The sequence below is a fragment of the Occallatibacter riparius genome, assembly GCF_025264625.1.
Lineage (GTDB): Bacteria > Acidobacteriota > Terriglobia > Terriglobales > Acidobacteriaceae > Telmatobacter > Telmatobacter riparius.
In genome coordinates this window covers 6,549,401-6,573,539 of sequence record NZ_CP093313.1, presented here as the reverse complement: position 1 = coordinate 6,573,539, position 24,139 = coordinate 6,549,401, and the positions used below count along the sequence as shown (strand labels likewise).

At 59.6% G+C, this 24,139-nt stretch carries 17 protein-coding genes; 6 read left to right on the top strand and 11 right to left on the bottom strand.

The window, feature by feature from the left end; genetic code table 11:
• Nucleotides 1-92: 92 nt before the first annotated feature.
• The 3 genes from MOP44_RS26840 to MOP44_RS26830 are packed head-to-tail and all read right to left on the bottom strand — an operon-like array spanning nucleotide 93 to nucleotide 3,890.
• Nucleotides 93-695: a response regulator gene (locus MOP44_RS26840; RefSeq protein WP_260793650.1), complete on the bottom strand. Its 603-nt coding sequence runs from the start codon at nucleotides 693-695 to the stop codon at nucleotides 93-95.
• Nucleotides 688-2,865 carry a histidine kinase gene (locus tag MOP44_RS26835; RefSeq protein WP_260793649.1) on the bottom strand — a complete coding sequence of 726 codons (2,178 nt, stop codon included), beginning with the start codon at nucleotides 2,863-2,865 and terminating at the stop codon, nucleotides 688-690. Before MOP44_RS26835 ends, MOP44_RS26840 begins: the two co-directional genes overlap by 8 nt.
• Nucleotides 2,862-3,890: a substrate-binding domain-containing protein gene (locus tag MOP44_RS26830; protein WP_260793648.1), complete on the bottom strand. Its 1,029-nt coding sequence runs from the start codon at nucleotides 3,888-3,890 to the stop codon at nucleotides 2,862-2,864. The genes MOP44_RS26835 and MOP44_RS26830 overlap by 4 nt, the downstream gene beginning before the upstream one ends.
• A 247-nt stretch (nucleotides 3,891-4,137) precedes the next feature.
• Between MOP44_RS26830 and MOP44_RS26825 the strand changes: the two genes are divergently transcribed.
• The 3 genes from MOP44_RS26825 to MOP44_RS26815 all read left to right on the top strand — a co-directional run bounded on the left by MOP44_RS26825 (nucleotide 4,138) and on the right by MOP44_RS26815 (nucleotide 12,215).
• Entirely contained in the window at nucleotides 4,138-7,596 is a 3,459-nt protein-coding gene (locus tag MOP44_RS26825; RefSeq protein ID WP_260793647.1) for a TonB-dependent receptor, read from the top strand.
• A 135-nt stretch (nucleotides 7,597-7,731) separates the two neighbouring features.
• A complete protein-coding gene (locus tag MOP44_RS26820) occupies nucleotides 7,732-10,644 on the top strand; it encodes an alpha-amylase family protein (protein WP_260793646.1) in 2,913 nt (970 codons plus the stop codon).
• A gap of 23 nt (nucleotides 10,645-10,667) precedes the next feature.
• Nucleotides 10,668-12,215, top strand: a complete 1,548-nt coding sequence (locus MOP44_RS26815) for a tetratricopeptide repeat protein (protein ID WP_260793645.1) — start codon at nucleotides 10,668-10,670, stop codon at nucleotides 12,213-12,215.
• A gap of 14 nt (nucleotides 12,216-12,229) precedes the next feature.
• On the opposite strand, the gene MOP44_RS26810 is transcribed toward MOP44_RS26815, so the two are convergent.
• From MOP44_RS26810 to MOP44_RS26775, 8 genes are read right to left on the bottom strand one after another with little or no spacing between them, the layout of a single operon-like run.
• Nucleotides 12,230-13,120, bottom strand: coding sequence for a cytochrome c oxidase assembly protein (locus MOP44_RS26810; RefSeq protein WP_260793644.1), 891 nt, complete (start codon nucleotides 13,118-13,120; stop codon nucleotides 12,230-12,232).
• A gap of 2 nt (nucleotides 13,121-13,122) precedes the next feature.
• Nucleotides 13,123-13,500 carry a hypothetical protein gene (locus MOP44_RS26805; protein WP_260793643.1) on the bottom strand — a complete coding sequence of 126 codons (378 nt, stop codon included), beginning with the start codon at nucleotides 13,498-13,500 and terminating at the stop codon, nucleotides 13,123-13,125.
• Nucleotides 13,493-14,110: a cytochrome c oxidase subunit 3 gene (locus tag MOP44_RS26800; protein ID WP_260793642.1), complete on the bottom strand. Its 618-nt coding sequence runs from the start codon at nucleotides 14,108-14,110 to the stop codon at nucleotides 13,493-13,495. Before MOP44_RS26800 ends, MOP44_RS26805 begins: the two co-directional genes overlap by 8 nt.
• A complete protein-coding gene (ctaD, locus tag MOP44_RS26795; protein ID WP_260793641.1) occupies nucleotides 14,095-16,035 on the bottom strand; it encodes a cytochrome c oxidase subunit I in 1,941 nt (646 codons plus the stop codon). Before ctaD ends, MOP44_RS26800 begins: the two co-directional genes overlap by 16 nt.
• Nucleotides 16,032-17,021 carry a cytochrome c oxidase subunit II gene (gene coxB, locus MOP44_RS26790; RefSeq protein WP_260793640.1) on the bottom strand — a complete coding sequence of 330 codons (990 nt, stop codon included), beginning with the start codon at nucleotides 17,019-17,021 and terminating at the stop codon, nucleotides 16,032-16,034. Before coxB ends, ctaD begins: the two co-directional genes overlap by 4 nt.
• Nucleotides 17,018-17,587, bottom strand: coding sequence for a c-type cytochrome (locus MOP44_RS26785; protein ID WP_260793639.1), 570 nt, complete (start codon nucleotides 17,585-17,587; stop codon nucleotides 17,018-17,020). The genes coxB and MOP44_RS26785 overlap by 4 nt, the downstream gene beginning before the upstream one ends.
• A complete protein-coding gene (locus MOP44_RS26780; RefSeq protein WP_260793638.1) occupies nucleotides 17,584-18,375 on the bottom strand; it encodes a quinoprotein dehydrogenase-associated putative ABC transporter substrate-binding protein in 792 nt (263 codons plus the stop codon). The genes MOP44_RS26785 and MOP44_RS26780 overlap by 4 nt, the downstream gene beginning before the upstream one ends.
• Complete coding sequence (locus MOP44_RS26775; RefSeq protein WP_260793637.1) at nucleotides 18,356-20,074, bottom strand: PQQ-dependent dehydrogenase, methanol/ethanol family; 1,719 nt, start codon at nucleotides 20,072-20,074, stop codon at nucleotides 18,356-18,358. Before MOP44_RS26775 ends, MOP44_RS26780 begins: the two co-directional genes overlap by 20 nt.
• Nucleotides 20,075-20,367: 293 nt before the next feature.
• On the opposite strand from MOP44_RS26775, the gene MOP44_RS26770 reads away from it, so the two are divergent.
• The 3 genes from MOP44_RS26770 to rsmD are packed head-to-tail and all read left to right on the top strand — an operon-like array spanning nucleotide 20,368 to nucleotide 23,542.
• Nucleotides 20,368-21,936, top strand: coding sequence for a methyltransferase (locus MOP44_RS26770; protein ID WP_260793636.1), 1,569 nt, complete (start codon nucleotides 20,368-20,370; stop codon nucleotides 21,934-21,936).
• On the top strand, nucleotides 21,933-22,961 hold the full coding sequence (locus tag MOP44_RS26765; RefSeq protein ID WP_260793635.1) for a small ribosomal subunit Rsm22 family protein: 1,029 nt from the start codon (nucleotides 21,933-21,935) through the stop codon (nucleotides 22,959-22,961). Before MOP44_RS26770 ends, MOP44_RS26765 begins: the two co-directional genes overlap by 4 nt.
• Entirely contained in the window at nucleotides 22,958-23,542 is a 585-nt protein-coding gene (gene rsmD / locus MOP44_RS26760; protein WP_260793634.1) for a 16S rRNA (guanine(966)-N(2))-methyltransferase RsmD, read from the top strand. Before MOP44_RS26765 ends, rsmD begins: the two co-directional genes overlap by 4 nt.
• Nucleotides 23,543-24,139 lie beyond the last annotated feature (597 nt).

Below are 24,139 nucleotides of genomic sequence, written 5' to 3'. Positions count from 1 at the left end.
TTTCGCATGGTACAGATGTTCTAGGCGGAATCAGGACGGTTGGTACGTCAGTCCATGAGAACCGTATCGCCCGCGGCTACATGGTTATCTGCTCAATGAGAAATCTCGATGAGGCCGCGCTGCACGGCGGTCATGGCGGCCTCGGTTCTGTCGGACACATCGAGCTTTTCGATAATGCTATTTACATGGTTTCGGACGGTGTTGCCGCTAATCTGCAGCACGCTGCCGATCTCCTTGTTCGTGAGACCGCGCGCCAGCATCTGGAGCACCTCGTGTTCCCGGGCTGTGAGCTCAGATCGCATGAGCCGTTCGGCAAGACGGGCCGCAATATTGCTGGGGAAGTAGCGCTTGCCGTTACAGACCGCATGGATCGCCTCGATCATGTGCGCTTGAGGGGCCCCTTTCAGAAGGTAGCCCTGTGCGCCCGCCTGCACGGAACGATAGATATCTTCGTCTGTTTCAAAGCTGGTGAGAATAATGCTGCGTACAGCAATGTGATTGGCCCGGAGCGCAACCAGCGTCTCAATTCCGTTCATTCCGGGCATGCGCAGATCGAGCAGCAATATGTCAGCGGTTTGCAAACGAAGCATTTGCAAAGCTTCCTCGCCGCTGGATGCGGAACCCACCACCTCGAAATCCGGTTGGGAGCTGAGCATGCTGGTAAGTCCGGCAAGCACGACGGGGTGATCATCCACGATAAGAATGCGAATTGGAGAGTTTCGAAGATTGGACGCCATTCCAGAACTCCATTAAAAACTTCCATAACAGTTTGGGCATTGTGGAGAAGGTGAGACGCGGAGGAAGAGGCGCCTCGACTTCGACGCGTGTGCCCTCTCCCGGTGTGCTGTGAAGCCGGAAGTTCGCCGACACCCCCTGTGCACGAAGGCGCATCCCTCGAATGCCAAAACCTTTCAGGCCATCGCCCGGCACGAACCCACAGCCATCATCTTCAATGCGCAGACACGCCGTGTTCTCGCCGTAGAGGATCCGGATGCGTAATTCACTTGGACTGGCGTGGCGGATGGAGTTGGCGATTGATTCCATTCCCACGCGGAAAAAAGCATCGGCAATACGCAGGGGGATTGCTCGCGGCTCGCCTGAAGATTCCGAAACGACCCGTATCGAACCTCCCTCGACTAATGACCGCGCGTTGCGATCGAGGGCAGAGAGCAAATCCTCTGACTCCAGTGCCTCTGTGCGCAACATCGCGATGCTGCGGCGTGCCTCTTCGTGGCTGTGGTGGACGAGATTGCTGGCGAACTCAAGCTGTTTGTGCAGCGTTGATTCCTGAGCCGGCAATCCGTTCTGGATGGCCTGCAACTGGAAGCCGATTCCAGCGAAGCTCTGCGCGAGAGTGTCGTGCATCTCATGGGCCAGCCGTTCGCGTTCGCCCAGGATGGCGCGCAGCCGCCAGTTTTGCACCCGATGATATATGAAGGCACCCGCGAGGATCGTCAGCAACAGAGCCGATAATAGAGTAATCACGTGGCCCGTGCTCCACCAAGGCGGCCCCGACAGAACAGTAACGTCGTCACTGGAGCGCAGCAGCAGGACGAATGGCGTGACGTTACCGGTGAATAGAGGATCGACCACGCAGACGCCGCGCAGATTGAGCATGCTGTTGACCTTCAGACGATCGAAGACATAGGCGCCTCGGCCCGGATTCATGAGCGCGCGGAACGACTGTCCTCCATCTTCCAGGTGAAGAATCAGCGTGTTGCCGGGCCCGCGTCCTTTTCCGGAAAGCCGCCCCTGGACCTCAATGAAGGTCGCTTCGAACTTACCCGTCGAGGCCTGGGTCGCGCTCACCGCCATGGGCGCCATTGGGATGCTCTCCCAGAGCACGCGCACTGAAGCGTCGTTGATAACCGATCCAAAATCGAGGCTATGCACCATCCCCGATACCTCGACTTCATCGCCAACCTTCAGGTTGAGAGAGCCGTTCGGCCGTACGTAAACACCTCCGGTGGAGTCTTCAACGAAGAGCATTGGAGAGGTGAGGTTGACGACGCCGCGTATGGTCGCCGCAGCATCGTGGGCCAGGTATTCCAGGCGCAGGCTCTCGATGCTTTGCACCTGCACCTTGGGAGAGGGCGGGAGGGCAAGGAGAGACTGTGTTCGGATGAAAGCCGAGTTGGCAGCCGGAGGATTGCCCGGTATGCGCGTTCCGCGATCGGTTTCATTACGCAGCATGGCAGCGAGATCTTCACGCTGGGCAGGCCGCACAACGACATTGCTCCAGATGCCTCCCGAACGGTAGGAGCGGAGGCCGATCCTGCCGCTCGATACGCACGAGGGATCGGTGATGTGGATCGATTCTGGAATCGGGTGACTGCGGCTGCTGACCGCGGAGACGATTTCACATCCGTACGCGAGAACCTTGAGGTGATAGCGCTGGAAAGCCTGAATACCCTCCGGGGCGAACACCTTCTTCGTGATCTCTTTCCAGCCGTGTTCGGCTCTGCCAAGCACAAGCGAGTTATCAAGGGTGCGAATCCCCGTGTAGTAGCCGCTATAGGCGTCTACTCCAGCTTCCTCTTTGCTGGAGCGGATCAGAAGGCCCGCATCGCCCTGCCCGAGAAGAGTGATGTCAGCCTCGACGGAGTAATTCCGCCAGTGCGTCGAGCCGGCAAGAAGCTTCGCACCGCGCTCGTCGGAGTCGTTGCGCATGGCACCGTCCGCAATCTCCCATGTGCCCCCCAGCGCAGTCCACTCGCCGGTGTCACCTTTCGCAGATTGCCCCAGGTAAGCGTGGACGCGCAGAGGTCTCGGAATCAGCGGCGACCACAGAACGGCGGTACCTGCGCCGATGCAAAGGCAAACGGCAATCCAGATGCGTCGCCGGACAAAAGCACGCATCTTCATGGCGTGGAACTCCAGCGCCAGCGGCCGAGGCTCCAGTCGTACGACAGGACCTCGCGCACTTCGGGAGAGTGAAGATTGTCGCGGGTAATCATCACCGGCTTCAGTGTGAGCACCGGCGAAACGGCCAGGCCGCTGCGAACGGCGTGGACCTCCTCGATCGCTCGTTGGCCCATCAGTTTCGTATTGGCCTGAATCACGCAATCGAGGTTTTGGCGCTGTTGGAAGGGAGGATCTCCCGCCAGATCGAACGCAATAATGCGCATCGCCCGGTGTGTATGAAGGGAGTCCATCGCTGAAAAAAGGCCATCCAGTGTGGACCACAAGAGTGTCACACACACATCGATATTGGCGTCCGAAGAAAGCAGTTCTTCGGCAACCTGACGCTCGTGTATCACGTTATACGTGCCTGCGCGTTTCTCTACGATGCGGATGCCGGGATATTCCGCGGTGAGCGTCTTCTCGAACGAACGCGCGCGAGTGATGATTCCCCGCACATCAGGATTGATACCGAGAAGAGCGACCGTCCCACTACCATTCAACATCGCGCCCACGCGCTGGGCGGCAAGCCGCCCTCCCTCCTCATCGTCGTTAAGGATGTAGGAAAGCTTGCCTCCGGCCGGCAGATAGAGCGGCGAGCCGATGATCACCGTCGGCATGTCCTGCGCCAGGGCGCGCCGCACAGGCGTGACCAGTGAAAGCGCTTGTGTCGGGCCGAGAACCAGGCCCTGGTAGCGGTTGCTGGATACCACCTGCTCTACGAGGCGCACCTGCGCCGCCACGTCATCCTCGCGCATCGGCGCGTTCCAGTAGATAGAAGAACCGATACGGCTAGCAGCAATCTCGGCGCCGGCATGCGCGGCATCCCAGAGCATCATTCCGTCGGTCTGGGGGATGACCGCAATCGATTCGCTCTTGCGAGCGCTGCAGGAACACACAAGCAGTGCGAGCAGGCCGGGCAGAGCCGCGCCGGGGCAGTATCTCCGGGCCGACTGTCTGCGGCTTTCCGCTGGTGGTTGGCTCTTCATGCGCGGCTAGCTGAGTCTACCGTTCGCAGCCCTGCCGAGCAATGTCATAGCACTAGTCCACATGAACTAGGCGCCGGTGGTTGCAATATCTTATGCGCCTTCTCCATTGGGGAGAGTAGCGTCGGTGTGTCTTCCAACCCAGGAAGAATTGGTAACGTTTTCACAAAAGAGACAGTCAGCGCCGCAACTGAAGATTGAGAGCTTTTCCTCGCTGCTCAGTGACAGATGCGCTGAACAACCGGAGACGATGATGAAGGAAGCTACACGCACAATGCTCAAGGCGCTTCTGCTCCTGCTGTTTGCCACGGCGCCGTGCCTGGCGCAGTTCACGGGCGAGGTCCAGGGCAATGTCCAGGATCAGAATGGAGCTGCAGTTGCCAACGCTACTGTCGAACTCGCAAACGTGCAGACAGGCGTGAAGCAAACGGCTGTCAGCAATGCTGCCGGGCTGTACAGGTTCAGCAGTCTTGCACCGGGAGACTACACGGTTTCCACCACCGTGCAGGGATTTGCGCCGACCACCGTGTCATTCAATCTCGCCACGGCGCAGACGCGCGACGTGCCCCTTCAGCTGTCGATTGAAAAGGTCTCTTCCACGGTGACGGTCACCGGCGAGGCTCCGCTACTGGACACCTCCGACAGCAGAGAAGAGCAGACCCTCGACACTGCGGCGCTCCAGTCGCTGCCGCTCGCCGGCCGCAACCCCACGAATGTCATTATTGTGGCGCCGGGCGTGACCGGGCATGGCGGGCAGGCCTCTCCCGGCACCAACAATTCCACCAACTTCGCACCGGAGAACTGGGTCGATGCCAGCGCCAATGGACGCGGCGCAAATGGCAATCAATACGTCGTCGATGGCATGGACGTGACCAGCAGCATCCGGCCGGGCGTCATCAACCTTACTCCCAATGCTGATGCCATCTCGGAAGTCGCTGTTCAGACCAACACCTATTCGGTTGACTACGGACGCTCAAGCTCGATTCAGACGCTCATGACGAGCAAATCTGGCACCAATGACTTCCATGGCGTGGCGAGTCTCTATTACACCTCGCAACAACTCACGGCGCGCGGCGAGTTTGGCGTACCGCAGCCGGAAAAGCTGAATCCGTATCACACTTCGAACATGTCGTTCACCGTCGGCGGTCCGGTGATTCCCCACAAGCAGTTCTTCTTCTTTGCTGGATACGAGCCCTATCTTTCGATGGCTTCGAACGGTAGCGGCCTTGTCAGCTACGAAGATCCAGCATTCCTCAACTTCGCTCAATCGGTGCAACCCGATAGCCCCGAAGTGCAATTGATGGCCAAGTACAAGCCCAGCGGTGCAACCACTTCCGGTGTGGCCTCAACAGCGGGACAACTTTGGAGTGACGTTCTTCCCCCTGCGCAACAGCAGGCCTGCGCAAATGGCGTCGGCAATCTGCCCGCTTCCTACGACAACATCCCGTGCTCCACGCCGGTCTTCGACAATGGCCACTTCAACTCGTCGAGCTACTACAACGCCAAGCAGTACAACATCCGCCTCGACAAATACTTCGACAAAGACCGCATCTACGGCAACTTCTTCCGCAACACCATCTCCGGCGGCGGGCCTGCGGTTCGACCCGACTTCAAGACCACCAATGCGTTTTACGTATTCTCACTCCAGATCAACGAAACGCATACCTTTTCTCCATCGATGCTCAACGAGGCCATCTTCGGCTACAACCGCATTGAGGGCATCTCGCCCAAGACCGGCAACTTCACTGTGCCAATCGTGAACGTCAATCAGTTGGGAACGGGCTGGGGCAATGGTTTTGCTGAAGGCGACTACATTCAGCATTCCTATCACTGGCGCGACGTCCTCACCCGCATTGTGGGCTCCCACAGCTTTAAGGGTGGATTCGAAATCTGGCGTGGCGATGATATCGCCATGTTTGCGGGTGCATACGGCCAGGCCAACTTCTACTTCCAGAACATGATTGACCTGATCAATGACAATCCCTACACGGAGACGGGACTCTCGTATGACCCGGTGAGCGGCAAGCCCGCTCCCGGCAACTATGGCTACAAAGCCACGACCTTTGGTATCTTCGCCGAGGACACGTGGAAGGCCAATCGCAAGCTGACCGTTAACTACGGCATCCGCTACGACAACTTCGGCAATCCGTACGTGGCCCTCAAAGGCACCGTGCTGGCGAACTTCCATCGCGTCGGCGGATCGGACCTCGCCTCCCAGGTCGCCGGGGGCGTGATGACGCAGCAATCGAATGTCTTCAAGCAGGACTTGAACTGGATATTCAGCCCTCGCGTGGGATTGGCCTATGCTCCCTTCAACGACAACAAGTGGGTAGTGCGCGGAGGGTTCGGCGTCTTCCACGACCTTTTCACCCTCGGAAATGCTGAGAACGGGTTGAAAGGGAATCCGCCAGGCTTCGTTGTGCCCACGTTCTATAACGACGGCTCCACTGCCGCGCCTGTCTTCAGCTACGGGACGCAAAACCATTACCCATATGGCTTCCAGTATCCAGCGTTCCAGGGTCAGCCGCTGGACGCGCACGGCGGCATACCCGGATCACAGATCAGCGTGGGCGGAACCGATGTGAATCTCTCCTCGCCCAACACATTGAACTGGTCCGCGTCTGTGGAGCGGCAGATGACGCGGGACGTCACCGCTAGCGTGGGGTACGTCGGATCGCACTCTTACAACCTGGTCGTGGGAGGCGGTAATACCGGCAATACCTCCTACGGTGTCGACGTGAATCTGATTCCTGGAGACCTGATTGCACATCCTGCATTCGACGACAACGGAGTGTGGACTGGAACGGGAATCCAGACTCGACTGAACCATAGCTTTGGCGCCATCACCTACGCATTCAATGGCGCGCGCCAGAACTACGGTGCATTTGTCGCGGCTGTGAAGGGCCGATTTGCCCAGCATGGATTCCTGACTGCGTCGTATACCTACTCGCAATCGAAGGACAACTCCAACAACTATCCCAGCGGCTACACGGCCACCGGAGGCACGTCCTACAACATCGATCAGTGGTACAGCCCCTCTCCCTGGGATGTTCCGAACCGCTTCTCCCTCGGCTGGAGCTACGACATTCCAGGCTCGAAGGGGCACGGCGGCTTCGTGGACCATGTCAGCTCCGGATGGACTCTGGCCGGCACCACCGTGCTGCAGTCCGGCAATCCGTTTTATGTGTACAACAACAACAACCTGCAGCTCATCGACACTGCCAATGTGACCGTGACATCACAGAACTACGACAGTGAACAGGCTGCGGGACATATCGCGTTCGCACCAAATAGCGGCAACTACGCGGCTGACGGCTCGAACCATAACGTGCCGGATGTCCTGAGCTACAAGCAGAAGCACGATCGGAAATCGTACCAGTACACCGGCGCGGTCGACTCGGGGATCATCACCCGCTCCCAGTTTGCGCAGCCCGCCTTCAAGGTCGGCGGCACAGAAGGCAACGAGAAGATGAATCAGTTCCGCGGCCCGGGGTTTGCTCAGACCGATTTCACAATCAAAAAGACGACCAACCTCTGGGAGAGACTCGCGTTCGAGTTGAGGCTCGATACGTTCAACCTGTTCAACCGGGTCAATCTGGATGGCTCCGCGTTGAACGCAAACTATGGCGATGCGAGCGCGAGCTTTGGAACAACCAACCGCAACCTGCAGCCGCGCAACATGCAGGTGGCCGCGCGCTTCATCTTCTAGAGCGCGCCTCCGCGCCCTCGCGGTCGCTGTGCGGACCTGATGTCGGGCTTCAGAAAGGAAGACCGGCATCAGGTCCGCGGCGCGTACGCGCTTGTTGTATTGTGATGCTTGTCCCGACTTGTAGTTGAGGTTGTCATGCTCCGGAACGTCCGTGTTCTCTTTACAGGAATCGTCCTTGTCTCCGTCTTCATCCTCCGTTCCCACGCACAGGAAACCGAGCTCCGGAACACCTCCACATCAGCCCGTTTCGGCGACCGCGGCTTGCTATCCGTTGCTGATTCCGCGTCGGGATCGCGCATTGATCTGGAACAGGATGCATGGTCGATCACCCTTGACGGTCACAAGCTCCGCAGCCAGGACGCTCAACATGTGCAGCGATCCACCGGTGAGCACGAAGTCACGTATGACTTCGATCTGAGCCCGTATAAGGTTCGGGCCGTCTACCAGCTGAAGCCGGGCTGGAACTTCGTGAGCAAGCAGGTACGCATCGTCGCATCGCCCTCGCCAAAATTTGTTGTAGAGCAGGTGGTGGCGTGGGACGTGAAGGTAAAGGCCGAAATCGAATCGGACTATGTTCCTTCGGTCTATACGCCCCAATTCGGATCAACTATCGAGCAGAGCCGCAAATCGCTCCCGGGCAAGGATTACGGCGAATTTCTTCGATTCGCGGACCAGAGTGGCGCTCTCTTAACCGTGCAGAACCCCTTCCTCGAAGTTCATCGCAATGGCGCCAGCGTGGACATTTCCTATGCACCGGAGATGGAGTGGCAGTCATCCTGGGGAGAGTTCTCGAGCGATCTGGCATGCATCGGCACGTATCGGCTGACAGGATCCAGAAACGCCCGGCAGATGGTTACCGAATGGCACCCCGTCCTTGAACCTGCGCCGAACGATGGTATGGATAAGGCGGAGGTCGCAGCCTTCACTGCGTGCGTACGCGCGTCCCTGATCCATCCGTCGCCCGGTCCCATTAGCGTGCTGGTGGGTTGGACCCTGAACGATTACCAGATTGATGCAGGCACGCCCGAGGGCAGGGCAGAGTACAAGCGAATCATCGATACAGCCTCGGAGCTCGGAATCCAGACGCTGTTGTATGCGCCAGGAAATTCGCAGGTTTCAGAGCGCACCCAGAGTGTAGATACCTGGAGCTGGGAGTACGTGTTGTGGCTGGGCATGGGGCAGCAGATCCGCAAGAACCAGTGGGCCCCCGAGAAGGATCCAATTCCTTCATCCGTCGCAGAGATGCTGGAGCATGCGAAACAGAGACATGTCGGGCTGCTCGCTTACGTCTATCCTTCCATTCCATATGAGAAAGATCCTTCTTGGATCGTGCAGGGAGGAACTGGCAAGGATGGAAAGTCCTTCGGTGATCCGCATGACAGGTACGCGACCCTCTCGTCGCGCGCGCTGCAGGATTACCTGCTTGAAAAGCTGATTGCCTTCAAAAAACGAACCGGCATCGCCGGCTATTCGTTTGACTATGATTTCCTCAATCTGCCCGGCAGCAGCAGTTATGCCCAGTGGTATGGCTGGCGTCGCGTAATCGAGAGCCTGCGCCGTGAGTTTCCCTCCATCGTTATCGACGGTCGTCAAAGCTATCAGCTTTACGGCCCATGGAGTTGGCTCGCCGGCAGCTATCCGCATCCTACTGGCACCGACGAGCAGCCTGAGAGTTTCAAGCCATATCCTGATCTTCACTTTGATCGCGTTTCTGCCGATCGCACGCGCTTCGTAAATTACTGGTACCGCAATTACCAGTTCGCGCCCGAAGAGGTGATTCCCGGCTACGCCACTCACCAGACGGAGCGCTCGCGCAACGTTCCCGCGGCCGACGGTCAGAAGCCGCATGCCGAGACGGTGTACTCCCGCTTTCGTCCGCGGGATTGGGACTATCTTGGTTATCGCTACTCGTTCCTCTCCTCGATTGCAACCGCGGGCTGGAACAACGTTGTCGACATGATTCCGGCGCGCGATCCGGAGGAATCAAAACACTTTTCCGCCGCGGACAAGGCCTGGATTCGTAAATGGCTTGACTGGACGGTGCAGAACAAACAGTACCTACTCCACGCACAAACCATCCTCGAGCAGCCGGCAATGGGCCATGTGGACGGGACATCCGCCATCATTGGCGACCGGGGGTTCCTCTTCGTCTTCAATCCCAATTACAAGCAGCTTCCGGCCGACATCGTCCTCGATGAAAGCATTGGCTTGACAGCTGGCCGGACCTACGTCATCAAAGAGATTGAGCCGTTCGCTGGCCGCATGCTAGGCAGTCCTCAGCGTGGCGTTTGGACGCGTGGCGACCACGTTCACCTGACCCTCGATGGAACCAGCGCCACGGTATTTCAAATCACACCGGCGAACGAGGCGGCGCAACCGCTCGTCTTCAATGCCGCGGCGTTGTCGTCTGATCACGCAGCCGCCGCGACGCTCAATGGAACCGCGCTCGCTGTCAGGCATGTCTCCGGCGAGCCCGGAACAACACAGACCTTTGGCATCCTTCTGCCCAGCGATACGCGTGTTTCGTCCCTGACCCTGAATGGCCGTACCCAACGCTTCACCCAGAATGGTCGCTATATCGAGGTGGCCGTGCGATTCGCGGGCGACCGCTTCGGGAAGGCACAGGAGGTCTCACTCAGCCGCGAAGGCAACGGAGAGCTGACCGGGACATTCCTTGTTCCACGCCGGATTATCGAGCAGCTTGCGGCGCGCAAGCGCGCCTGGCCCATCCCATGGACGAAGGAGGATTACGAGTCGACCTGGCTGGCACCCGAACGACTGTTGTTATTTGTGCAGGCAGCAGACGGAAAGGACACCGCGTCCGTGACTGCAACCCTGGATGGTCAGCCCATTTCAGTGCAACCTGCATACACCTCCAGCCGCGTTGACGCTCCCTGCTTCGTCGGCTTCTACGCCGACCTCTCGTCGATCCCGGCCGGCGTGCGCCATACTATCAAGTTGCATATCAGCGGGCTTGAGCCTGCGCAGTTGCAGGGTGTCTTTTTCGATAACGTCGAGCCGGAGCTCACGGAGTCGATAGAACCCTGAAGGGAAGTGTGAGTCGTCCAGGCATGAGGCATAGGAGTCGTGGTGAAGGCTTGGGGGCGTATGCGCGCGCCGCCGTAATGTTCTGCGCGTTCGTGCCATTGCCGCTCTGCTCATCGCACGGGTGTGCGGCCCAGTCGCAATCCACTCCCGATGCCGCAGCAAGAGCGGAGATCGCCACTATCAGCGGTGCTCTGCGCAGTCGCGACTACGCGCTCGCCGAGCGGCTCTGTCAGACAGCCGTTGCCCAGCACCCAAAGGACCCGCGGTTCTGGACCTTGCGCGGAATGGCGGCAGCAGGACTCGGCAATTCGCCGACTGCACTCAGGCACTATCAGAAAGCCCTGGCGCTTGCGCCGGCATATCTTCCGGCGCTTGAGGGAGCAGCACAAACAGCCTTCCAGATTGGCGATGCCAGCGCAAAGCCCACGCTGCTGAAGATCCTCGAACGGCGGCCGGAGGATCCCGTCACGAACGCCATGCTCGGGACCGTTGCCTTTCGCGAACGTCATTGCGACGAGGCGGTAGCCCATTTTGAGAAGGCTTCCCAGGCGATTGCCGGTCAGCGCGACGCTCTAACTCAATACGGCATGTGCCTCTCGATGCTGGGCCGCAATGCCGATGCAGTTGCGCCTTTCAGCAGCGCACTGGCGGCCGAACCCAGCAGCTCGGACGCCCGCTACAATGTGGCTCTCGCGCAATGGAACGCCCACGCGTCCGATGAGGCCCTGAGCACCCTGGAACCGTTGCTCGAATCGGATAAGGCAAACGTGGACGCGCTCACCCTCGCGGCCGAGATTCACGAATCGAAAAATGAGACCGCCGCCACCGTAGAACTGCTCAGGAAAGCCATTCTGGCGCGGCCCCGCGACGTGGATGCGTACCTGCAGTTCGCAATGGTTTCCTACGATCACGCTTCGCCGCAGGTGGGCGTCGACATTGTGAATGCCGGCCTCACTCAGTTGCCTAAGGAGCCGCGCCTCTACCTCGTCCGCGGTGTCTTGCTCACGCAATTAGGAGAGTTCACCCGGGCGGCGGACGACTTTGAAACGGCCAGCCATCTCGATCCGAAACTGCACTTTCTTGCCGCCGCGCAGGGAATAGTTCAGTCACAGCAACACGACGAACCTCGCGCTATCGCAAGTTTCCGAGCCGCCGTGAAAGCGCATCCTGACGAAGCCTATGCGCACTATCTTTTAGCTGAGGCTCTGCAGGGCAAAAGCAGTACAGAAGGAAGCCCGGAGTTTAAAGAGGAAATCCGCGAAGCAGAACGAGCGCTGCAACTGGAGCCCCGTATGGCCGCAGCCCATGATCTGCTGGCAGCCGTCTATGTGGAGTTTGGCCGCAATCAGGAGGCCATCACGCATAGCCGCGCAGCGCTGGCCATCGATCCTGACGACGAACAGGCCGTGTACCACCTCATTCTCGCTCTTCGCAAAACGGACGACAAAAGCGAGGTACCGGCTCTCGTGAAGAAGTTAATGGAGCTACAGCGAAGCTCGAAAAGCAAATCTAACGCGGCTAAGAGTTTCCGGCTGTATGAAGACTCCGGACGAACCTCCGCAGACAAGTAGGGCCAGTTGCAGAGTCATAGCTGCTCCTTTTCAAGCAGAGCGGCAACGGAGCCCAGGCGCAGTCTGCGATCGGATTCAGAGAGCCAGCGGGCCATGAGGGCTAATGCGATCACCATGAACACGACTCCCGAGGGTACCCACATAATGGCTCCCCCTAATTGCTGATCCTGGATCGGGGTCAGTCCCCATTGCGCCGTGGTCGTGGCATATGCCGGGTACCAGAGCACGGTGGAGAAGGTGAGAAGAGCACCCAGGGCGCTGCAGTGCACGGCGGTTCCGAAGACGAAGAGCGTAGCGGTTCCGTAGCTCATTGCTGACCGGCCAACTCCGTAGAGGGCTGACCAGAAGAGGACAGCGGTTCCGAGGAAGCTGATGTGCTGTGCGGCGTGAATCCAGTCCGATGTGAGGGTGGCCTGGTAAAGGAGCGGGATGTGCCACAGCCATAGGGCCGCAGCTTCCAGGATCCACGCATTCAAGGGAGCGGTGAACAGACGCGCGGCGGGCGAGCTTTCGATTCGATGAACCCATGAGCCAATGCCGGAACGGTGGCGCGGAGCGAAGGCCCACAGGCAGGTGGCGCCCGGATGCGAGGCCGAAATGAGAGGTGCGCAAATGAGGATGAGGATCTCATGCTGCAGCATATGGGCAGAGAACAACTGTTCTCCAAGTTCGTGTATAGGCGACACGAGGGCTAAAGCGAGCGTTCCCCATCCTGCAGCGAAGCTAGCATGCCGCCAGCGTAGCGAGGCCACATTGCCCCGGCGCGACGCGCCCGCTGTATAGACCCCCAGCAGCGCAAGTAGTGGAATAACGATCGCCGGCTCGAAGCTCCAGGGCACACTCCACATATCCGGATGCGCTTCGTGAAACATGAGTGCGAGGCCGAGTTGGGACGCGGAGGTCATAATCAATCGAAGGGATGAAGCGTAAGAAGTGCGAGGGTTTGGGCAATGACCAGCAGTGCCGTGATGGCTGAAATCAAAATGGAAAGCTTGGCCATGAACACGCGGCGGCCGTCGATCGGCACGTCTTCCGGCGATTCACTGAATCTGCTGCGGAGTGAAATCGAAATGCCCAGCGCGCAAATGCACAGCAGAAAGTCGATTGCGGAGACGAGGTACGAGTAGTGTTTGCGGCCCGTGTCGCTGGTCCAGTGCGCTACCGTGAAGCCCACAATCGTGTTGATACCCATAGCGAGCGGGTTCAGCAGGAAGGCTGTCCACAGCAGCGCGTCGGTACGTTTTTCTTCAGGGCTTGGCTTGGTATGTTCCAGTGGGTTACGCATGTAGCCACCTCGGGGCCCAATAGATAACCAGGTAAATGGGTATCCAGAAGGCAACGACGAAGTACCAGTAGGCGGCGTTCTCCTCGGCATCCATGAAGCGCTTGCCTTCTACCAGAGACGTGAAGAACAGCACGGTGAGCACGATCGTGTCGACCAGATCCGTGAGCAGGTGCAGCACGTGCAGTCCCATCAGCGTCCACACAGCGCTGCCGTAAGCATCGACGCTCCAGTCGGTGTTGAGATGCAGCAGTTCCAAATAGCGAACGCCTACGATGGCCACCCCGAACAGGGAGAGCACCACCAGCCCGATCTGTACAGCGCGCAAGTCGCCCTTGCGTGCGCGGCGGCGGTACCACTCGTTGGGAAGGGCGCTGATGAGAAAAAGCGCGAGATTGACTGTACCCCACAACAGGTCGGGAGGATTGCGATGGGGCGGCCACTCCACCGTTCTAGAGTGCAGGTAGAAGTACGATGCGATCATCAGCAGGAAGACGGTGCCCTCAATCGCCATCATGCCCATGATTCCCCACCACGTGAGGCTGTGCGAGCCAAAGTGCACGGTCGGCAAAGACGAAACATCGAGAACGGGGCGCTCTACTCGCTCTGCCATATCTCCCTCGCGCGACGCCGGTCAGTGGGCTGTTGTTTGGGCCAGAACCATCCGATCATGGTGATTGCCACCGGTATGGAGCCGATGGTGATGCCCCAGGGCGTGAAGATACTGCCGATAAACGCAAACGACGTGGCAACAGCCGCAAGGAAAGGCCAGATGGAAGGCGATGGCATTTCTTCTCTGCCGTCCGGTTCGGCATCCAGCGTACGTGTGGTGAGGATCTCCCTGGCATCCTCTGCAAGTCCCACAACCACGGGCTGGTTAGGCGCCGCATCCCACAGAGCTTCACGGCCATTCACTGTGGGCAGGTGCAGAAAGTTGTAGTGCGGCGGCGGCGAAGTGGTGGCCCATTCCAGCGTACCGGCATTCCACGGATTGGGACCCGCAATCGCGCCCGTTCGGAGGGAGCGATAGACGTTCCATAACAGGATGCTCACGGAGAGAAACAGGAAGATGTAGCCGACGGATTCAATCTGATTGAGCAGCGTCCAGCCCATGCCCGGCTGATACGTGTATACGCGGCGCGGCATGCCGCGCAGACCTACCAGATGCATGGGGAAGAAAGTCACGTTGAAGCCAACGAAGAAAAGCCAGAAACTCAATTGGCCCAGCCGCTCGCTGAGCATGCGGCCCGTCACCTTTGGAAACCAGTAGGCGATAGCTCCAAACAAGGGAAACACCGCGCCGCCGATCAGCACGTAGTGGAAATGAGCGACGACGAAATACGTATCGTGGACCTGCAGGTCAGTGGGCACGGACGCGAGGAACATGCCGGTCATTCCACCCATGATGAAGACGAAGAAGAAGCCGATGGCCCACCACATCGGTGTACGCAAGACGACCCTGCCTGTAGCCATCGTTGCGATCCAGCAAAAGATCTGCACGCCACTCGGAATCGCGATCATCATGCTCGCAGCAGTGAAATAGCTTTCGGCGATCTGCGGAATGCCCGTGGCGAACATGTGGTGGACCCAGAGGCCGAACGCGATGAAGCCGGTCGAAACGAGAGAAAGGATCAGCGCCAGATAGCCGAACACGTGCCGCCGGCTGAATGTGGTCACAATCGTGGAGACGACCGCCGTGCCCGGAATGAAGATCAGGTAGACCTCAGGATGCCCGAACCACCAGAACAGGTGCTGGTAGAGCAGCACATCGCCGCCCACCGATGGATTGAAGAACTGTGTGCCGCCCGTGCGGTCTAGCAGCAGCATCGTGCTCGATAACACGACACCCGGCAGCGCGAAGATGACCATGAACGCGACGATCACCTGTCCCCATACGAAGACAGGAATGCGGTTGAGAGACATGCCCGGCGCGCGCAGTCGAAATACCGTCACAATGATCTCGACAGCGACGGAAAGCGCGGACACTTCAGTGAACGTGATGAGCTGCGCCCAGAAGTCAGCCCGCTTACCGACTCCATAGTCTGGCCCGGCGAGCGGCACATACGAGAACCAGCCTCTGTCGGCGCCGGTATTGCAGAGAAACGCGACATAGAACATGATGCCGCCGCACACATACAGGTAGTAGCTGTAGGCGTTCAGGCGAGGGAAGGCGATGTTGCGCGTGCCCACCATCAGCGGAACCAGGTACACGCTCAGCGCTTCAAACATCATGGGCACGGCAAACAGGAACATCATGGTGCTGCCGTGCATGGTGAAAAACTGGTTGTACTTGTCGCTGGAGAGGAAGTGCGCCTCAGGAAATGCAAGCTGCAGGCGCATGGCTCCGGCCAGCAACCCAGCAAGCAGGAAGAAGGTGAACGCGGTTACCACATATCGCTTGCCGATGGTGGTGTGATGCACGGCCTGGAACCATCCCGCGAACCCGCGCGGCTCGTGCCAGATATGCTCCAGTTGCGCGGCCTGGCGGCGTTCTTCTTCGGTCAATTCCGTTTCTGTTGCTAGGTTGGTCGTGATCATTGCAGTGTCTCGAGATAGGCCAGCAGGTCCTGCAGCTCGGTGCCGGACAGTTGATTGGGTGGCATGCGGCACCCTGGTTTGATCGACTGCGGATTCAGGATCCATCCGCCCAGGTTTCCGGCCGTGTTGGGCAGCGTGCCCGCCGCGATCGTTGAGCGGCTTGCCAGGTGCGTCAGGTCGGGTCCGACCCGAGACCCTGCGCTCGTCCCTCGAATGCTGTGGCACAGCACGCACGCGTGCGTCATGAACACCTGCTGTCCGCGGTTCGCCTCAGGTGTGGCAGGCTGCACTGAACTCTGCGCCTGATTCGTGAGCCATTGGGTGAACTCATCCTTCGGTTCCGCGACAATCTCGAACGACATGTGTGCGTGCTGCTCGCCGCAATACTCGGCGCACTGCCCGCGCCACCGGCCAGGCTGGTCCACCTGCCACACGAACTCCGCGTTATAGCCGGGCATGAGGTCGCGCTTACCACTCACGTTGGGCGCCCAGAAGCTATGGATGACGTCGCGCGAGGTGCCGCGGAAACGGATGGGCACTCCCACCGGCACGTGAATCTCATTGGCAGTCTCCACTGTCTTGTACGCGTCGTTGTTGGGATACTTCACCTCCCACCACCACTGATGACCGTAGATCTCAATTGGCATCGCGTTTTCCTGATTCATGTCGCCGAGCGCACGGCCCGTTTCGAAGCTGCCAATCAACATCACAAAGAGAAGCACTACTGTGACAACCGCGGCCGCGGTTACACCGATACGCGCTCGCTTCTCCGTAGCTTCATTGGTCGCGAGCGGCTCGGGCATGGTATCCAGCGTGTGTCGCCGGCGTATCACCCCGATCACCAAAACCGCCAGCACAATGATGTACACAGCGGTTGTGATCCAGAAGATCAGCGAAAACTCGAATTCGATATGCGACGCGCCGGGACCGACGGGATTCAGCGACGACTGATTGCCCGGAAAACCCGGCACAGCGAGAAGAATCATGGCTGCCCCTCTGGTGGTTTCTGCTGATGTTCGTCGCTCGGATGCTCTTTCGGTCGAGCCTGCTCGGACTTGATCACCGGCATCTCGTCACTGCGCCCGGGCGCCACATCCTCGCGCAGTTGCCCGCTCATTGAGCGCACGTAGGCGACAAGCTCCCATACCTGGTAGTCGGGTATTTTGCCGGAGAAGCTAGGCATCCCATTCGGCCGCCCACGCACGATGGTCTCGTAAATCTGCTCGGGATGACTGCCGTAGATCCATTGCGCATCCATGAGCGCGGGGCCAATCCCGCCGCCGCCGTGCTGATGGCACCCCACGCAGTTGTACGACTCGAACAAACGCTTGCCTTCTGACACCGCATATGCGTTGTCGTCGTATCGCACTCTACTCGGCGAACTCGGTGGTCCCGGCGACCACTGCGCCCCGGCGTGAATCTCGTTCAGCGCCGATGCATTCGCTACCTGAGTCTGAGGGGAACCCGGATCGAACACTCGATGCTCGCGCTTGCACCCGCCGGCGCATACCGCCGCAACCATGAGGAGCGCTAAGTAGGCGGCGACCTTCATCGGCCCCCCTTTCCATCGCCGTCGCGAGGGATGCTGTAGCGGGCCAGGATTGCATTGATCCGCGGCTGCAGAGACGTGATCGCGCGATCGATCTGTTCGCGCAGCTCCGCATCCCGCCTGTGCACGGCTATCGTCATGGAGTAGGCGAGCGGCACGCCCGATGTGTCTGCCCCTCCCGAAACCGGCGCGATGGTGACGGGTAGATGATCGCGCTTTGCGAAGTACCCAGCCAGGGGGCCCCATACCACGGCACATGCCACACGCCCGTCCGCTACGGCTTTCACGATGTCTTCGCTGCGTTGTCCAAACGCGTCGAAACCCACAAGCTGCCCGGCGTGTCCATAGCGGATCAGCGGCAGCGATGGAGGCGCATAATCCTCCTCCAGCACCTGCAAGCCGATGCGCCCGCTGTTCAAGTTCGGATCGTCGAATCGGGTGATCTGCACATGGGTGCGTGCTGGAGTTACAAACACATACGACGATCGATAGTAAGGGCTGGAACTTGCCACGCCGCGCATCCCTTGAGGAACGCCCATCAGGAGATCGCAAGCACCCTTGTCGAACTGCTCGCGCAGGAATCCACGCCTGCTGCGCGCCCACACAAACTGCGGTTCACGGCGAAGTTCATGCGCGATCAGGATCGCAATCCGGTTGTCGAATCCCTGTTCCGCGCGATTCGAAAACGGCAAATTGTCGGGATCCGCGCAAATGCGCAACGGCGCCGCATGTGCCGCACATATCGTCGCGAACAGCAACGCCACTGCAATGCTAAGGAAGCGAGAACACATACAGAGTGCCTCCCGCTTTCGTGACATTCTTCAGGTCGTGCATCGCGCTACCCCAGCCATTCGCTGCGGTGTCGTCGCGTACGTCGAGATTTGCAGACACGATTGCCCCAGGCCATCCCCCAATCCCTGAGAGGATCGCAACATACTGCTTGCCGTCCGGCCCCCAATACGTGATTGGCTGCCCGATGATGCCTGACGACGTCTTGAACTGCCACAGCGTCTTGCCTGTGCGCGCATCCGCCGCTCTGAACCATCCCTCCATCGTCCCGTAGAACACGAGGTCGCCGGCGGTGGTAACGGTTCCGCTCCACATCGGATACTTGTCGTCCACCGTCCAAACTTTTTTCCCGGAGAGCGGATCCCAGGCCATCAACTCGCCCATATTGCCGCCGGGCCCGGCGTAATAGCGCACGTTGGCTCCGATATACGGCGTGCCGGCGATGTAATTGGGCGTGACTCCCTCCTCGTCCATGCACATATTTTCGTGAGGAACATAAACGAGGCCCGTCCGCGGAGAGAATGAAGACGGCTGCCAGTCCTTCGCTCCTGGCGCGATCGGGCAGATATTGCGAATCTCCTGGCCTGTCTTCGGCTCCTTCGCCGAGACGTGCTTCAATTCGCCCGTCTTCAGGTCCACGCCCGTCGTTGTGGTGGTGTACACATACGACGTTGCCGACAAAACCTGACCGCTGGCACGGTCGATGATGTAGATGTAGCCATTGCGGTCAGGCCGCACCAGCACCTTGCGCGTTTGCCCGTTCCACGGCAGGTCGAGGAGTATGTCCTCGTTAATGCCATCCCAGTCGAATAGATCGTGGGGCGACATTTGATAAAACCAGACGGCCTGCCCGGTATCCGCGTCCCGCGCGAACACACCGGATGTCCACTTGTTCGTCCCGGGCCGCACCTCGTGATTCCATGGCCCCGGATTGGCTGTCCCGTAATAGATCAGATTCAGCGCGGGGTCGTATGCGATAAACCCCCACGTCGTGCCGCCGCCGATCTGCCATGCGTCCGGTGGCCACGTCTTCACACCGAGGTCTTGCCCTTTATCGCCCTCATAAAACGGCTTGAAACGATCGCCGATGAGTACATCCTTGTCTGGCCCCGTCGCATACGCCTGCCATACAACTTTGCCATCCTTGGTGCTCAGCGCAGCCAGCCAGCCTCGCACGCCGAACTCGCCTCCGCTATCGCCGACGAAAACCTTATCCTTCGCCACCATCGGCGCCATCGTGATCGTCTCGCCCAGCGCGAGATTCCCCAGCCGGGTCTTCCATATCTGCTTGCCGCTGTTGGCGTCCACGGCCACGGTGTATCCATCAAGCGTGTTGTAGAAGACCTTCCCATCTGCATACGCTGCGCCACGATTCACCCAATCGCAGCAGGCTTCGCCCTTGGCAGCAGACGAAGGATGCGGGTCGTAACTCCACTTCAGCGGACCCCCAGGCTTGGTTAGATCGAGCGCGAACAACTTATTCGGCCATGGCGAGACAACATACATCGTGTTGTTCGCCACAATCGGGGCTGCCTCCTGCCCGCGAGGAACCCCCGTATCGAAGGTCCACGCCAGCTTGAGATTCGAAACATTTCCGGTGTTGATCTGGTCCAGCGTGCTGTATCGTGTGTTCGCATAGTCCTTGGTCGCGCGCACCCACTGGTAGTCATCCTTCTCCAAGGCCCCGGCGTACGGGTGCATACTCCCGCCCGTCGATGCCGGCGCAACCACCTCCTGCGTGGCGTTCCGTTTACATCCACTTGGCATCATGGCAAGTGCCAGCGCTCCGCCCGACAGGACAGATAACTTTAGCCGCCTCGATATCCGATGAGAGAACGCCATTTGATCTTGCATCAGAACACGTTCTTAGAAGCAACTGAGACTCACTTTGTCGCCTAATCCTGCCCGGGCTGACCATTTCTCCTTTCTCTCAAGCCTTACACCGCGAATGCTCTCTTCCCGATTCGCTCCTGGCCGTTCGATAAGATGAACAGATGGGATTGGATGGCTGGCCGCAACTTCTGGAGGACCTTGCGAGCGAGGACAACACCCGCGCTGAGAATGCGGGCAAAGCGCTCCTGGCCGATGCGCGCCGTGCACTACCGCTGATTCTGGATGCGCTGCCCAGTGTTGCCTCGGGCGCCCGCCGACGGCTTGCCTTCCTTGCGGGGGAGGCGGGTGTCCTGACTCGCCAGCTTGAGCGTCCACGCTTATCGCTTCAGCCGTTGCTGGACGACGACGACTGGAAGGTGAGGCGCAACGCCGCGATAGGCCTTGGCAAACTTGGCCAGGACGAGGCCGCCGCTCGCTCCATCTTGCGCTGCCTTGATAACGAGACGGACGCGCGCGTGCGGCAGTCCATGATTTTGGCCTTCGGGCACACCGCCTCTTCCGCGGCTCTGGCCGATGAGTTTGATCGCTGCGCATGGGCCGAGGCAGAACATCTCGCGGCGCAGAAAGTCCGCGATACTTTGCGTGCTCGCTTCGGAGCCGTCTCGGAAGTTCCTGCAGATGCTGTCCTCGGCGAACGCGCCGCCCTAGAGCTCTGGTGCCGCAGCGGCGTGGCGGATCTCATGGCTCAGGAAGCGCAAGAGCGGCAACTAACCTCGGAGCCGCTTGCCGCGGATCGCATCAGGCTGAAGTCTCCAGCCAGACTCTCTCACTTGCTCGAAGTCCGAACCGCTCTCTATCCCACTCTTGTCCACTCGGCAAACACGGCCGATCCGGATGCGCTCGGAAGGCAGTTCGCAGCCTCCCCTGTGGCGCAGGAGATGAAGCGGCTTAGCGGTCCCGCTACTCGCTATCGCATTTCATTGCCGGCGCAGTTTGCATCGGCCGGCAAGCGCGAGTGGATCGAGCGATTCACGACTCATTGTGCCGGCCTGCAGAATGCCGCCACTGGGTATGAATGGGAATTGATTGTGCGCCGCACGGGCAAGCACTGCCTGATCGGCGCGCGGCCTATCGCCGGCCACGATGAGCGCTTCGCCTATCGCAAGCAGGACAGGCCCGCATCTTTGCATCCCACGCTCGCAGCTGCGGCAGCGCGCTTCTACATGCCCTCCCCGAATGCAGTTGTCCTCGATCCTTTTTGCGGCAGTGGAACTCTGCTGGCCGAGTGCGCTCTTCGCGGCGCATATGCGCGGCTCCTCGGCTGGGATATCGATCGAGCGGCGATTGAGAGTGCCCGCGTAAATCTCGATGGCCTGCGCGATCTGACGCTGACCCGTGTTGACATGCGCTCAGCCGAGCCGCCCAAGGACCTGAGTCTCATCATCTCGAATCCGCCCTACGGCCAGCGGGTGCTTGATCGCGCCAGCGCACGCCGATTGCATCTGGCGTTGGATACGCTGGCCCAACGAGCTTTACTGCCCGGCGGTTTACTCGTCGTTTTCCGCCCGCCCGACTTCCCCTCGCCAGCGAGGTTCGAATTGCTTGAACGCCGAAGGATCGATGCGGGCGGTCTCAGCGTCGATTTGATCGTGGGCCGTAAGACGGGTGCTGATTCTAGACCGGGGCGCGGTGTTCCCGCACGCAGAAAAACGGGAGCACGTAAGCCATGATTCTTCCCGGCGAGCTTCGCGCGGCGATTGAAGCGCAACTGGACCACGTATCCCTCCGCGGCCTCACTCAAGCCGCAGAGACACTCCGTGAGCGTTACCGTGCGGGCGAGCGCAATGTGACAGGGCGCCTCGTGCAATCGCCGGAGCAGACGCTGGCTTATGCGGCTTACCGGCTGCCCTCCACTTATTCGGCAATCCATTCTGCGCTGTTCGAAGCCAGCCAACGACTCCCTGAGTGGGCTCCCGCGACACTCGTCGAAGCCGGTTGCGGGCCCGGACCCGCTGTATGGGCTGCCTCAGAGCTGTGGCCCTCTCTCGAAAGTGCGACCCTGCTCGATGCGGATGCACGCATGCTCTCGATTGCGCGCACGCTTGCTCAAAGTTCGCAACGTCCTTCAGTCCAGCAAGCAAACGTGCAGAGCTTCGATCTGCTGGCGGACCGAGCCGCACTGCCTCAAGGCGATCTGGTCGTGGCTGCCTATGTGCTTGGAGAGCTGCCCGCTCCCTCACGTGTCGCAGTTATCGACCGTCTGTGGGCGAGCACGCGCAGTGCGCTCGTTCTGGTAGAAGGCTCCAAGTCGTCTCGCGGATTCGATGTCATCCTCGCTGCGCGGCAACGCCTGATCGAGCAGGGAGCAAAGATCGTCGCGCCTTGTCCTGGCGAAGGCCGGTGCCCGAAGAGGGAAGGCGATACCTGGTGCCACTTCGCGCAGAGAGTGGAGCGCTCGCAGGCGCAGCGGATCCTCAAAGAGGGCTTCCGCTCCTATGAAGACGAGAAGTTTTCTTACGTTGTTGCCGCGCGCGAGAGCAGCCAGTCAATCGTTGGCCGCGTTACCCTCCAGCCGCATGTTGTGGGCAATCTTGCGCGAGTCGAAGTCTGCGGCACAGCTGGTCTCGAGCAGTGGACGATCCGCAAAAGCCAGAAGGTCCGCTTTCGCCGGGCGAAGAAGCTCTACTGGGGCGAGGCAATCGAAGCGAATGACCCTTTGGTGAACTCCGCGGACGAGGATAGTTCAGTCGAATGAGCCTTCGGATTCATGGAAAGCGTACCCTCAAGAGCCCGGCCGGACTCGATACCCGTCCCACATCTTCGCGTATCCGGCAGTCCCTGTTCGGCATATTGCAGGATCGGGTGCCAGGTTCAAAGTGGCTCGACGTCTGCGCCGGCGCGGGGACCATCGGCGCCGAAGCACTGAGCAGGGGGGCCGCCCTTGTTGTCGGAATCGAATTCTCCCGAAGCGCCTGCGCCATCATTCGCAGCAATTGGCAGCGAGTAGCCTCGTCGGATTCTGCCGCCGAGGTGTTCCAAGCCGACGCGCGTGTCCTCCTGCGCCGGGGGTTCGTCGGCACTTTGTCGAGTGTCACTTTTGACGTGATCTACTTCGACCCCCCCTATGAATCACCGCTTTACGGAGACGTCCTACCGCTCCTGCCGCGCTATCTCGCTGAGGACGGCTACCTGTTCGTGGAGCACTCTCGCAAACGCAGCCTTCCCGAGCAAATCGGTCCTCTCGGGCTGCATTCAAGACGGGACATGGGGCAGGGGGGACTATCGCTCTATCGTCACCGTGTCTTGCCGGCGGAACGAGCGGACCAAGCTCCTTGAGTGAGTGGGCCGGTGCCTCTTCTACTCCTTCGGACGGGTAAATACCCTGCAGTGCCTACCATTTAGCAGCCGTGGACCGGTTCTTTTTTGAGTTGCCGAGCCCAGCCGCCGAGGTGATAGGATTGCGCACAGGCATCCCTGGTATTCGACTTCTCCCGCCCAGGCGGGACCTGTCACTGAGGTATTGCCGACGGGGTGAGTCTGAGAAGGAAAGCGCTTTGGGCTCATGCTGTTCGGGCCTTGGTCATTGCTGTGTGTTCGTTGCGGGCGACTCGTTCACTATCTGGCTGATTTGCCTGAGCGAACCTTTCTCGGGCGGTCTGAGGCAAAGCAGAGGCCGCATCGCGAATCTAACAACTTTGGGACAAACCGACTGCTTGAACCGAACAAGATTTATTAAGACCCAGAGACTGATTCTTGAACCGGCTCAGCAACAAATGCGGGCACAGAGTGTTACCCAATGAATGAGAACGGGAGATCAATCCCGGAACTGGACCCTTACCCCCGGATGCTTCGATCAATTTTGCAGCATGAGCAGCCAGACCGAAATCCCTGGCTACCATGCATTTGCGGCTTTTTATTGCTGATGGCGCGGGC